Raw genomic sequence first — 12,882 nt, 5'->3', positions numbered from 1 at the left:
ATGGTTGGATAATACAAGGTTCGATTAGTGAAACGTAATCGGACGAGTGTTCTGAAATTTCATTTCGCCGCCAGCGATGATTGATAAGCCACACCAAAGCGCTCGGCCAGTTTCGCCAAGCGCTTGTCTAGCGTCCACAACTTTGCGCCAGGTGTGATCAAAACCGAGGCCAGCAACAGTAAATCAATCAGTCCGTAACCCAAGCCATACAGCGCCTCCCGTTCGATAAAGTCTTCCACTTCTTGCAAACCGGCTTGATTACAGAGCCTTAGCTGGCGGAGGTTGTTCAGGGCTTGGACTCACGGCGCTGGCGGCGTACCGCAGGCCAATTCGGCAATGATTACCGGGTGAATCAACGCCGAATCGGAAACAAGCAAGCGCACCAAGTCTTCGTTACGATTTTTGAAATGGTCGACCCAAACCGAGGTGTCGACCAATATCATGCAGACGGTTCGGTTTGGCCGCGTTCTCGGGGAATATCGGCCATATCCGGCATAGTTCCGCCCAAAGCAGCCAAGCGTTTGGCGGCCTGGATTCGGACGAAGGTTTTCATGGCCTCCCGGAAGATTTCGGTTTTATCCATGTCCGGATCGGCCATGTCCAGGGCTTTTTGGTACAACGCATCGCCTATGGTTACAGTGGTTCTCATAGCGTTTTCTCGGCATCAATTCTGCTGATGTACTGTAGCAAAAAATGAGCTCACGGGATTGTGCTAAAAACATGTACTGCACGCCACTGTCACCTGCGTCACCTTAGAAACGGTAGTTCGTAATTTTAGGATGCGGCCGACGAAAGGAGGCGCATCGGTCGCGAACGTTGCGCCTCAGGTAGTTCGGCACAACTTATGAGGGTGCTTCCGAATACATGTATGTTCTCTTATCTGCTCGGATAAATGGCCTATTGGTGGGCAAACCTGCCCGTCCTAACAATCTGAGATTATTCTCCTTCCTACATGCCACGGGAGAATGTAGACCTAGCCGCGCTGCGACCTACCGCGACGCGTCGCCAGTGGATTACCACGTAATCAAAATTATCCTAACGGTCACCACTCGAAATGGCTCAAGCAGCCTAAATCGTGTTGCGCCCAAGCCTTATTGCCGCCAGCTTGCTGCTATTAAACCACCAAGTCTAAAAAAGATTGGGGCGCGCAACGCCAATAGCCAAGACGACAACCCGCAAGAGCAAATCCGAAAAGCTATTTACTAAGCCGTTAAAGCAAAAAGTCTGACCCATAAGGCAAATAGGCTTGCGTGCAAGCCTAACCATCCTGGCGTTTAAGCCAAAATGGCTCGCGGTTCCGGCAAAATGGCTTGCGGCTGAAGCAAAAGGCTCAGGCGTAAAAGCTCCATCACCTTGCGTTTAAGGCAAAAAGCCTTGCGGTTAAAGCAAAATGGCTCGCGCGCAAGTAAAAAAGCCAAAGCAGAAAACCTGCAAGCCATAAAGCTGAGGCAAATCGCCTTGCGAGATAGGCTTAGAGCTTGGTGAATGCCTCAAAAACTAAGGCTATGCGCAAGGCATCGATTTCGCCGATGCCTTGCACTTGACGGTTTGCGGTAAAGCCTTGTGCATACCTAAGCCCGCGATGCCGACACCAGCCCGGAAGTTCGGATTTTGCAGGTTTGAGACGCTAAACTCCTTCGCATTTACCTCAAGCCGTAGACCTTCAACTGACTGCAAACCGGTAATTGATTGTCCGGCACGGTGCAGTCGGAAGTACCGACCCGATAAATCATCACGTACACCCGGCCATTCGCCACCACCGGCGGAATCATCCGCGACATCTTGCCCAAGCCGCCGTTATTGTCGTCACCGGTGCGAAATAAGCGTTTCAACTTGTTGCCTGGCTCTATCGTGGTCGCGTCGTACGCTATCAGCTGACCTTCGGCGAATTCCTTATTGGCATCGCCAAATTTGGAAAACACCGCCCAGACGATAGCCGAATCGAAATCGATTGCGTGGGAAAAATTAGTGCTTGCGGACGGCTTGCCGGAGACCATCAACAGACCGCCGGGCATGCCGCCGGGCGATTCGACACCCACCGAGGCCAGGTCCTCAGCTTCGGCACGGAAGGTCGGCAAATTACCGTCCACGGTGGAAAAATTGTAGGTTTTCAAGCGGGAGTTTTCACCCCAGACATAGACAATGCCGCCGCTCTGATCGCGTTGCGCCAAGGCCAACGAGTGGATGTGGTGCATTTTGTTGTTTTCCGGATCACCGCATGGCACGAACCAGCCGTGATCGCTATGCCCGGATGCCGGGCACGGTAGGCTGCGATTCAAATGCTGAGCCCGGTCCCAATTTTCCTGAACACCGCCCGCGAAGTAGGTTGCCACCAGCGGCGGTTTGGACATTAGTTGATTGAAACGGTCGTTTCGGCCCAAATTGAGTTTGTCCAAGGAATAAATGATGCCGTCTTTGGTACCTTGCAAAAGCAACCTGGAACCCGGCACCAGCATCGGTCCGGCCGCGCCGAAATCCCAGTCGGCACCCGCGGCATGCGCTTGGGCCCGGCCGCAGGACACTTCGGAATTATTGTCGCTCCAGAGACACTTATCGCCGGCAACTCGCTCATCCAGAAACGCTTTGTAAAAATCTACCTTTTCCAGTTCGGGCCGGGCGCCGCCGACGCTGGGTTTGAAACGGAGTTTGATCATGCTCTCGGCCAGATCGACATCGCCGTTGTTCGAGGTGCCGTTGGAGGTGGCGACATAAATCATGTCGTCTTCAGTGACAGGCGCACCGCCGGCATGCCAGATGCCGGCACCCCAGGAATTAAATGAGGTAGCGCAAAATATCGCGGCTTGTTTGGAAAAGCCGGCTTGCCCGAGCAAGGCCCGGGTGTCGTAAGCCACCACGAAACCATGCGGATTTTTCCGGCCCCCCATATGTGATTCGCCGTTGGCGGCAAATGCCATGACCAAGCCGTTGTTCTCTGTCAACGCCAGTCCGGCGCGCAGTTTGGGATAGACATATTGCTTGGTTTGATTGTTTTGCCGATACGTAGCGCCGGCGTCGTTGAACCAGCAGCCGTTACCTTCCTGCGACTTACCGAAGATACGCACCGGTTTACTTTTTTGACTGCCGTTTAGCGGATTTAAGGCGTACACCCAGTAATCGCGAAACCGATTGTCGTTGTTCTTCTTTTGCCAGGAAGCGACAAACAGCGTGTTGCTGGTAGGATCGATAATCGGCGTGGCGGAAATGCCCCAGGTGGGCGTGTGTTTCCACATGTCCATGTCTTGGGAGCTGATTTCAGGACCGAGTTTGACTTTATAGACGGTTTCATTGGTGCGGGCATTAATGCCGATCACTTCGTTCTTCATCGTGGTAACGATCACCAAATCGTCGGCGCCGGCGCCATTTTCGATCACCAAGGGCTGGGTTTCGACTTTGGCATTGAAATCGTAAGTACGCAGCAAGCCGAACTGCTCGGCATTCACGTTAGCTTTATTAAGCGTGAGTTCTTGATTGTTGGCAGCGGTACGAAAATTATTGCCGGCGCGTTGCGTCACACTAACCGCCAGCGCGGTATTCACCCAAAAAACCGTACAGATAAAACCCAATTGCATGAATTTCATGGCTCGCTCCCCCCAGTTGAATGTCAACTGAGCCTAGGGTCAGTAGAAGGATATTGTCAAGCCCTTTATAAATAGGTATTTGAGGCTTTTGGCTTGATGCTTTACCTATCTGCTAGTGATTTATTTACCATATGTTTCTTTATTGAATGACTGCTTGTGTGACTAACTTGCCTACTAGCTGTTAATCGTCCAGGCGAGTATTTTGTAGTACCCTAGTTTCGTCAGCGGAAAACGCGTAAATGCCGAATGCGGTGGGGTAAGACGGTCATGGATATAAAGCTGCCTTTAGATGCGAAACTGGTCATGGCATTGAGCAAGTCGAACGCTTCGATTTCAGAGCTTAAATTGAATCAAGTGCTGGACGCCAAAATCATTACCAATCAAGTGATGCTGAATACCCTGACTGTCAGCATTGCCGATAAAACCATGACTTTGCAGAGCCAGCAGGCATTGGCTTTGCAGCCCGGCCAGACCTTGCAGTTGCAAGTGGTAAAGCTATTGCCGACTCCGGAGTTAAAAATTATCGCCCCGCTACCATCACTAGCGCCCAATCCGTCAAGCTTAGCGGCGCCCGAAGCACAACTACTTAAATTACTGCCCTCCCCGACCGCGACTGCAACAACTACAGCACCTCTACCCAGCAATCCACTAGCGACCTTAAACCCTGGCGAGCACATACAGGTGCAGATTTTGAATATCGGCAAACATACCCTAACGGTGCAACTGACGCCGATGCCGGGTGATACCAAGCAAACCCAAAGCACCGCGTTGCCTGGCGGTGAAAACCGAATGGTGCTGAATAGTAAGCAATTGCAATGGAGCGATCCGTTGGCTAAATCCACGCTAACTGTCGGCAGCCGCGTTGATTTACAAATGCTGAAGAGCGGCGAGTCCCCGGTGCTGAGCGCGTCTTTACCGGCCCCTTCTCTTGACGAACAGATAACGACGGTGTTTAAACAGTTGTTGCCCGTTCAAGTGCCGTCACAACAATTGCTGGAGCATCTGGCGCCTTTGATACGGCCCGCCGAAAGCGATAAAACCGTAGGCGAGCTACTCAAACAACTGGCACGTGAAATATTGCAGCATATTCCGGACAAAACCAAGCTGTTCGAACCGGCCACGCTAAAGCAAGCCATCGCCCAGTCCGGTCTGTTTATGGAACGCAATTTAGTCGACGCGGAGGCAAATCCTCAATCGCAAATGTTGCAAGACGACTTTAAATTAAAACTCAGCAAGCTGATCGCACAGCTAGGTTTTGAGCTTGCAGTACCTAATGACGACAGTTCGGCTCAGCCGACTGCAAGCGAATTACTGAAAGAAACCTTGCAAAAAGCCCAGGGCAATCTGGCCAAATTGACCTTGGATCAACTCAATTCGCTGCCCAGGGACGATTCGCCGAAACAGGTCTGGATACTGGAATTACCGTTCTTTAATAAAGCCGAACCGGAAACGCTGCAACTGATGGTGGAACAAGACAAACAAGCCAACAGTGAGAACGGCCAAAAGAACTGGGTAGTGAGCATTACCATTACCCCGCCCGAACTTGCTACAATACATTGCAAGGTCTCCTGTTACGACGGCAGTATTAATACCCGTTTCTGGAGCGAGTCCACCAGCACCGTGGATAAAATTAATGCACGTCTGGACTATTTAAGACAACAGTTCGAACAAAAAGGATTGAAACCCGGATTTATGGATGTTCAACAAGGAAAACCCACGCAAACCAATCCGCAAACGCTCCCACCGCAAAGTCTGTTGAGCGAAAAAGTCTGATACCGAGCCGGATACAGCAATTGGATACACAAATCTGCCGCAAACGGGCAAACACTTTTAACAGAACTATTTACCCGCCAAACCCGGCATTAAGCTGCCGTGGTTGCCGAAACAATTTCTTACTCTAGCCGATGCTATGGAGAATTAACGCATGTCCCACCAAGTTACCCTGACCCAGTTCATCATCGAGCAACAGCGCGGGCTACCGGATGCTTCCGGCACGTTCACGCTGCTGCTGAATAACATTGTGACTGCGTGCAAACAGATCTCTCACCGGGTCAATTGCGGCGCCTTGATTGGCGTGTTGGGCAGTGCCGAGTCGGAAAACGTGCAGGGCGAAGTGCAAAAAAAGCTGGATATTATTACCAATGACATTATGGTCAAAGCTTTGGACTGGAGTGGTTCCTTGGGTGGCATGGCATCGGAGGAAATCAACGATCCCATCAAAATCCCTAAACAGTATCCGATAGGTAAATATCTGGTGCTGTTCGATCCGCTGGACGGCTCGTCTAATATCGATATTAATCTGACCGTGGGCACGATCTTTTCGATTCTACGTTGCCGCGAAGGCGTAGAGCCGGAAACCGAGGATTTTTTGCGCAAAGGCACCGAACAAGTCTGCGCCGGTTTTGTGTTGTACGGCCCATCCACCATGTTGGTCCTGACCACGGGCAACGGTGTGAATGCTTTCACGCTGGATCAGGATATTGGCGAGTTCATCCTGACCCATTGCAATATGAAAATTCCGGAGGAAAGCAGCGAATTCGCGATCAATATGTCCAATCAACGTTTTTGGGAACCACCCGTAAAACGTTATATTGACGAATGCGTGGCGGGCGTTGAAGGTCCGCGCGGCAAGGACTTTAATATGCGTTGGGTTGCTTCGCTGGTAGCTGAAGTCTATCGCATACTCACACGCGGCGGCGTATTCCTGTATCCGCACGATTTACGCGATCCATCCAAGCCCGGCAAGCTGCGTCTAATGTACGAGGCCAACCCGATGGCATTCATCATCGAACAAGCCGGCGGGATGTGTTCAACCGGCCGCGAACGAATTTTAGATCTAAAACCCAGCAGCATTCATCAACGGGTGCCGTTGATATTGGGTTCCAAAACTGAAGTAGAACGGATAATTGCCTATCATCAGCAAGATTAACCAGCGATCCGTTGCCATGTCGCCGTTTCCTGACGAAGCGGCAAACTATTAAGCCCAAAACTATGCTTTCATCGAAAACTCAAGCGGCCGAGCCGATTAAAAATCAAGTCAGTTGCGTTAATTGCAGTCTGGATAATATTTGTTTACCGCGCGGCCTGTCGCAAGCCGAAATCAATAATATCAGCCAAGTCGTCAAGGCCCGCAAAACCTTGCAGCGCGGCGATTTTATCTACCGCGAAGGCGACAACTTTCGCGGCATTCTGGCAATAAAATCCGGCAGCGCCAAGTTGGTGGCTAACGATAGTCATGGCAACGAGCATATCTTGAATATTCTGTTGCCCGGCGAATTACTGGGCTTCGACGGTCTGTCCGCCGAAAAGCACGGCTGCGCGGCCATTGCCTTGGAAACCATGAGTTTCTGCATCCTACCGGCCGACAATATGGAAGACTTGTTCAAAAATATGCCCAGCCTGACGCGCGAATTGTTTCGGCACACAGGCGAGAAAATGCTTGAGGACAAAAATCAGCTGGTGCTGAGCAAAAGGCCGGCGGAAGAGCGCTTGGCTTATTTTTTGATCAGCTTGTCTGAACGCCTGAAACGGCGCGGATTTTCGTCGTCGGAATTCAAGCTATCGCTTACCCGCCAGGAAATCGGCAATCATTTGGGCCTGGCTCTGGAAACGGTGAGCAGGCTGCTGAAAAAATTTCAGGATGATAATTTGATTGTGGTACAAAACCGCTTTATCGCGATCAAAGATCTTACTGCCTTGCGCAATATGTTAGTGCCGTTGGAATAAAGGGCTAATTTTTAATACCGATACCTTTGTGCAACAGTAGTAAGCTCAGCGCGGTTAAGAACACGATAAACCCGCCCGTCATCGCAAAAGCCAGTTCGATCTGGACATCACTAACGCCGATCATGCCGTAACGAAAGGCGTTGATCATGTATAAAATCGGATTGGCCTGGGCGATTTTTTGCCAAATCCCCGGCAACATCGCCACCGAATAAAATACCCCGCCCAAATAGCTCAATGGCGTTAACACAAAATTGGGAATGATGGAAATGTCGTCGAAACTGTCGGCAAATACCGCATTGATGAAGCCGGCCAGTGCGAACAAGGTTGCGGTCAGCACAAACACCGCGGCGGCAATATCCCAATGCAGAATCGTAGTGTGGGTAAACATCATCGAAATCCCCGCCACCACCACCCCGACCAACACCCCGCGCGCGATGCCGCCACAGACGTAACCGGCCAAAATCACATAATTCGGCACCGGCGCCACCAAGAGCTCTTCAATATGTCGCTGGAATTTGGTGGAATAAAACGAGGACACCACATTGGAATAAGAGTGGCTGATCACCGACATCAAGATAATGCCCGGCACGATGTAGTCCATGTAGCTGACGCCGTGCACCAAGCCTATGCGGTCGCCGATCAACTTGCCAAAGATGAGGAAATACAGCGCCGTGGTAATGGCCGGCGGCAATAAAGTTTGCGGCCAAATTCGGGTGAAACGGCGGATTTCTTTGAATAAAATCGTAAAAAAAGCGACCGAGTAGTTCATTGCACCAAATCCAAAAATAATTGTTCCAGACGATTGGACTTGTTGCGCAGACTCTGAACCTCGATATGTTGCTCAGAAAGGGCCTGAAATAACCGGTTTAGTCCGTGGCTTTTCGGCACCGCCACATCCAATACGGTATCGGCGTTCAGAACAATATCGTAGCCCTCTATTACCGGCGCAACGCTCAGCGGGCGAGCGATGTCCAATACGAAGTGATCGGTATGCAACCGGCTCAACAAACTGCTCATCGCCGATTTCTCGATGATTTGGCCGTTATTGATGATGGCGATATTCCGGCACAGGCTTTCGGCTTCTTCCAGATAATGGGTAGTCAGAATGATGGTGGTGCCCTGTTTGTTAACCTCCTGCATCATCTCCCACATCGAGCGGCGGATTTCGATATCCACGCCGGCGGTGGGTTCGTCCAATATCAATAAGCGTGGCGAATGCACCATCGCTCTGGCTATCATCAACCGCCGCTTCATACCGCCGGACAAGCGCCGGGAAACGACATCGCGCTTATCCCAAAGCTCCATTTGCCGCAAGCATTGTTCGGTGCGCAGCAAGGCTTGCTTGCGCGGAATGCCGTAATAGCCGGCTTGGTTCATCACCACGCTCATGCTGGTTTCGAATTGATTGAAGTTAACTTCCTGCGGTACCACGCCAATACAGGTTTTGGCGGCGACATTGTCTTTATCCAGGTCGTGACCGAAGATACTGACCAATCCGCTGGTTTTGTTGACCAACGAACTGATGATGCCGATCAAGGTCGATTTACCGGCGCCATTGGGGCCCAACAACGCGAAAAAGTCACCGCGCTGGACATCGAGATCCAGGCCTTTCAAGGCTACAAAGCCGTTGTTGTAGGTCTTTTTTAGGTTTTTGATGGATAAAGCCGTCATGCTCTAATGTTATAATCTCAGGCAAAGGAATTGACGCAATCTTTAAAAATGCGCCAATAAAGCTTTCCGATTCTATCAGAATTCGCCAACCCTCAGCAGCCTGAACAGGAATAGACTTTTGCCACATCAAATACCGACCAGTGTTGCTGCCGTCGATCTGGGTTCCAACAGTTTTCACATGATCATATGCAGCTTGCATAACGGCAAATTGCAAACCATCGACCGCTTAAAAGAAATGGTGCGCTTGGCTGCGGGACTGGATCAACATAAAAATCTCGACCAAATCACGCAAGAGCGCGCCCTAGCCTGCCTGGAGCGCTTCGGTCAACGCATCCGGGATTTCGCGCCCAACAGCGTCGCGATAGTCGGCACGAATACCCTGCGCATCGCCAGAAACTCGCAACAATTTATCAATAAGGCCGAAAAAGCCCTGGGGCATCCGATTCATATCATTTCGGGTATCGAAGAAGCGAGGTTAATCTATCAAGGCGTGGCCCACAGTTTGGGAAGCAATGCCAATAACCGCTTCGTGATGGATATTGGCGGTAGTAGTACGGAGTACATTATTGGCCGCGACGATATTGCTCATACCAAGGAAAGCCTGAATATGGGCTGCGTCACAGTCAGCCAGACCTTTTTCAAAAACGGCGAACTAAGCAAAAAAGCCTTTCGTAAGGCGATGCTATTTGCCGAGCAACATTTGGAACCATTTCAAAACACGTTCAATTCCAAAAACTGGGAGGAAGCCATCGGCGCTTCCGGCAGCCTGAAAGCCATCAGCAATGTGCTGCAAACCATGGGGTGGAGTAATAACGGCATCACCAATGAAGGATTGGAGCTTTTGGTAGCTCACCTATTGAAACTTAATCGAATCGACGAGATCAGTTTTCCGGCCTTGAGCATAGAACGGCGGCCGGTGTTTATCGGCGCTGTGGCGATAATCTACGCTACGTTTAAAACTTTAAATATCCAGCAGATGACGGTCTCGGACGGCGCATTGCGCGAAGGTTTGGTGCAAGACCTGCTGGACAGAATTTACGACGACGATGTTCGTTCGCAGACCAGTCAAACGATTGCCGCGCGTTACCATACCGATACGTCCCATAGTGGACAACTGAAGGAAACCTTGCGTTACATCGTTCAGCAACTGGACAGCCACCCCTGCTTTAACGACAATCCCGCCAGCTTACAGTTCTTGGAATGGGCGGCGGAACTGCATGAAATCGGCTTTGAGATCGCCCATAGCCAATACCACAAGCACAGCGCCTATATTATTGAAAATGGCGATTTGGCGGGTTTTTCCAAACAAGATCAGCTGTTGCTGTCTAAGCTGGTGCGTAGTCACCGCAAAAAGCTTAATTTAAGCCGCTTTGAGGATTTGCCATTTCCTTGGCGGCAACATGCGCCGATTATGGCTATTGTATTTCGGCTGGCCGCTTTGCTGCACCGCAACCGCAATAGCAAGCGTCCTGACTTTAATATCACAATAGATCGCCACGATATAAAAATCGATTTTCCGGAAAATTGGCTGGAACAAGCACCTCTGACACATGCCGATCTAAAACAAGAAATGTATTATCTCAAGGAGGCCCGTTTTAATCTGATCTTCGATCAATGCTGAAATTTCTACTGTATATCTTACTTTCACTAGCAATATTGTTCGTAGGATTACTGTTTTTCGCTATCGACGATACGCCGTTGTTAAAAATCCATCAGGGTTTGAATCGCGAAGATATTCAGCGCGCGAAGCAGTTATTACATGTGGCACCGGAGGAAAGAGGCCAACTTAAAACAGTTAGTTTGGACCAGAAGGACTTGAATATCGCAGTGAGTTATTTACTAAACCATTTTGCGGAAAATACAACGCAAATTCAGATTGTAGATGACAGATTAATGATTCAAATAGCGATATTTGTACCCAAAAGCCCTTGGGGCAGATATCTGGACTTTAGTTTTAATCTACGGCAAGTGGATGACGCCATCGTTATCAAGTCATTGAAAATAGGTGAAATTTCCATTCCCGATCCGGCGGCTAACCTGCTGATTCCGGCCATTGTGCATAACACACCGCTAGAACAGCATTGGCAACTATTGAGTCAATATGTCAAGAAAGTCCGCATTAGTCCTCAAGCTTTGGAAATTAGTTATCTAGGGTCCATCGTCGACGCCGCAAAGCAATTGGCCATCCAAAAACACCGGGATTATCCGAACCTGCATCGCTATCAACAGCAAATTAACGAAATCGTCAGCCAGCATGATCCTAGCTGGCGCTTGTCTATAACCGATTTGCTGCAACCTTTATTTCTGACGGCGTATCAACAAACGCCGGCGGAGGACGCCATTCAGGAAAATCGCGCGATCATCATTGCGGTCGGCAGTTATATTTATAAACACGATTTACGCCGGTATCTGCCTCTGGGCTTGGTCTATAGCAAGGAATATCCTGTATTTGCATATAAACGAATTGATATACCTCAGCATTTTATTGCCTCGGCACTACTGGCGATCATAGATTCCTCGTTATTGGGCGAGCAAATCGGCATAGATAAAGAATTGGGAGACGCACAAAAAGGCAGCGGCTTCAGTTTCATTGATCTGACAGCGGATCGAGCCGGAACTAGATTCGGTCAAATCGCAGTTGCATCAACCGAGGAAGCTAGAGAATTACAAAGAATAATGTCTAGCACTAAAGATTATTCGTCTGTTATCCCGGAAGTACAGGACTTACCGGAACATATGGACGAAGCAACGTTTGCCAGCAAATTTCAGTCTGTAGGAAGTTCTGCATACAACGAACTGATCCAACAAATTGACGACAGGATTAAAGCCTTGCCGTTGTATCAAATATAAGGTTCCTGACAACAGACACCCAAACCAGATCTGACAAAGTCACCCTAATCTGGTTTGCCGCCGGTTAAATTTTGTTTTTAGCTAAAAATCGATTCGAACGAATAGCCGCTGCTTTCTAGAATCTCTTTGAGACGCTTCAAGCCGTCCATTTGTATTTGTCTAACTCTTTCACGAGTTACGCCCAATTCGAGCGCTACCTGCTCCAGAGTTGCGTTTTCGAAGCCACAAAGGCCGTATCTGCGACAAATGACTTCGCGCTGCTTCTCGGCAAGTTGATAGACCCAGTAAGTAACGTTGTTTTGGATGAAGTCATCTTGCAGAATTTCAGCAGGGTTGCGGCTTTCTTCTTCGGAAATGGTTTCAAGTAGGGGTTTGTCAAAATCCTTGCCGAAAGACACGTCAACGGATGTGACACGCTCGTTGAGTTTAAGCATTTTACTAACGGTTTTAGCCGGTTTATCCAGATGCCGGGCGATCTCGTCGACAGTTGGTTCATGATCAAGCTGTTGAGCTAAATTCCGCTGCGCTTTCAAATAAATGTTCATTTCTTTAACAATATGAATCGGCAGACGAATCGTTCGGGTCTGGTTCATGATTGCGCGCTCTATGGTCTGTCTGATCCACCAGGTTGCATAGGTTGAAAATCTGAAGCCTCTATCAGGGTCGAATTTTTCAACTGCTCGGATCAGTCCTAAATTACCTTCTTCGATTAAATCGAGCAAAGGGAGTCCGCGATTTAAATAGCGCCTGGAAATTTTGACAACCAGACGTAGATTACTTTCGATCATTATTTTTCGGGCTTGTGGATCGCCCTGCTGAGTGCGTCTGCCGTAAATTTTTTCTTCATCAGCAGTTAGCAGCTGGGATTTACTAAGTTCATTCAGATAGGCTCGTGTAGCATCGAAAGTACTTTCATTTTGCGATTCGTTACTTTCTATCTCGGCCAGCTTAAACGTTTCGTTCGGATCGATTTCGACAACTTCTTCATCGACATCATCAAAAGAAATGAAATCTGGAATATCCATATCTTTAATTACACCTGAATCCGTGACTCCAC

Annotated in this window: 12 protein-coding genes; 5 read left to right on the top strand and 7 right to left on the bottom strand. The window is 49.4% G+C overall.

What is annotated here, in order from left to right; genetic code table 11:
* Positions 1-59: 59 nt before the first annotated feature.
* The 4 genes from A1332_RS25530 to A1332_RS00350 form a co-directional block, all read right to left on the bottom strand.
* Entirely contained in the window at positions 60-248 is a 189-nt protein-coding gene (locus A1332_RS25530) for a hypothetical protein (RefSeq protein ID WP_197491360.1), read from the bottom strand.
* A gap of 51 nt (positions 249-299) precedes the next feature.
* Positions 300-443 carry a type II toxin-antitoxin system VapC family toxin gene (locus tag A1332_RS25525; protein WP_197491359.1) on the bottom strand — a complete coding sequence of 48 codons (144 nt, stop codon included), beginning with the start codon at positions 441-443 and terminating at the stop codon, positions 300-302.
* Positions 440-649 (bottom strand): type II toxin-antitoxin system VapB family antitoxin, encoded by a 210-nt coding sequence (locus tag A1332_RS00355; RefSeq protein ID WP_064006609.1) that lies wholly within the window; start codon positions 647-649, stop codon positions 440-442. The genes A1332_RS25525 and A1332_RS00355 overlap by 4 nt, the downstream gene beginning before the upstream one ends.
* A gap of 994 nt (positions 650-1,643) precedes the next feature.
* Positions 1,644-3,578 carry a hypothetical protein gene (locus A1332_RS00350; protein WP_064006608.1) on the bottom strand — a complete coding sequence of 645 codons (1,935 nt, stop codon included), beginning with the start codon at positions 3,576-3,578 and terminating at the stop codon, positions 1,644-1,646.
* 267 nt (positions 3,579-3,845) lie between these two features.
* On the opposite strand from A1332_RS00350, the gene A1332_RS00345 reads away from it, so the two are divergent.
* The 3 genes from A1332_RS00345 (at position 3,846) to A1332_RS00335 (ending at position 7,304) form a co-directional block, all read left to right on the top strand.
* Positions 3,846-5,351 (top strand): flagellar hook-length control protein FliK, encoded by a 1,506-nt coding sequence (locus tag A1332_RS00345; protein WP_064006607.1) that lies wholly within the window; start codon positions 3,846-3,848, stop codon positions 5,349-5,351.
* A 151-nt stretch (positions 5,352-5,502) separates the two neighbouring features.
* Positions 5,503-6,507, top strand: a complete 1,005-nt coding sequence (locus tag A1332_RS00340; protein ID WP_064006606.1) for a class 1 fructose-bisphosphatase — start codon at positions 5,503-5,505, stop codon at positions 6,505-6,507.
* A gap of 62 nt (positions 6,508-6,569) precedes the next feature.
* Positions 6,570-7,304: a helix-turn-helix domain-containing protein gene (locus tag A1332_RS00335; protein WP_064006605.1), complete on the top strand. Its 735-nt coding sequence runs from the start codon at positions 6,570-6,572 to the stop codon at positions 7,302-7,304.
* A gap of 4 nt (positions 7,305-7,308) precedes the next feature.
* On the opposite strand, the gene A1332_RS00330 is transcribed toward A1332_RS00335, so the two are convergent.
* On the bottom strand, positions 7,309-8,073 hold the full coding sequence (locus tag A1332_RS00330) for an ABC transporter permease (protein WP_064006604.1): 765 nt from the start codon (positions 8,071-8,073) through the stop codon (positions 7,309-7,311).
* Positions 8,070-8,975 (bottom strand): ABC transporter ATP-binding protein, encoded by a 906-nt coding sequence (locus A1332_RS00325; protein WP_064006603.1) that lies wholly within the window; start codon positions 8,973-8,975, stop codon positions 8,070-8,072. The genes A1332_RS00330 and A1332_RS00325 overlap by 4 nt, the downstream gene beginning before the upstream one ends.
* Before the next feature lie 118 nt (positions 8,976-9,093).
* Here A1332_RS00325 and ppx point away from each other — a divergent pair, with 118 nt between their 5' ends.
* Both ppx and A1332_RS00315 read left to right on the top strand, forming a co-directional pair.
* The gene (gene ppx, locus A1332_RS00320) at positions 9,094-10,596 is read left to right on the top strand and encodes an exopolyphosphatase (protein WP_064006602.1); all 1,503 of its coding nucleotides are present in this window, start codon (positions 9,094-9,096) and stop codon (positions 10,594-10,596) included.
* Positions 10,590-11,825 (top strand): hypothetical protein, encoded by a 1,236-nt coding sequence (locus A1332_RS00315; protein WP_064006601.1) that lies wholly within the window; start codon positions 10,590-10,592, stop codon positions 11,823-11,825. Before ppx ends, A1332_RS00315 begins: the two co-directional genes overlap by 7 nt.
* A gap of 77 nt (positions 11,826-11,902) precedes the next feature.
* Here A1332_RS00315 and rpoS read toward each other — a convergent pair whose 3' ends face one another.
* The gene (rpoS, locus tag A1332_RS00310) at positions 11,903-12,850 is read right to left on the bottom strand and encodes an RNA polymerase sigma factor RpoS (RefSeq protein ID WP_082879450.1); all 948 of its coding nucleotides are present in this window, start codon (positions 12,848-12,850) and stop codon (positions 11,903-11,905) included.
* Positions 12,851-12,882 lie beyond the last annotated feature (32 nt).

The sequence above is a fragment of the Methylomonas methanica genome (genome assembly GCF_001644035.1).
GTDB classification, from domain to species: domain Bacteria; phylum Pseudomonadota; class Gammaproteobacteria; order Methylococcales; family Methylomonadaceae; genus Methylomonas; species Methylomonas methanica_A.
This window is presented reverse-complemented; position numbering and strand designations above follow the sequence as displayed.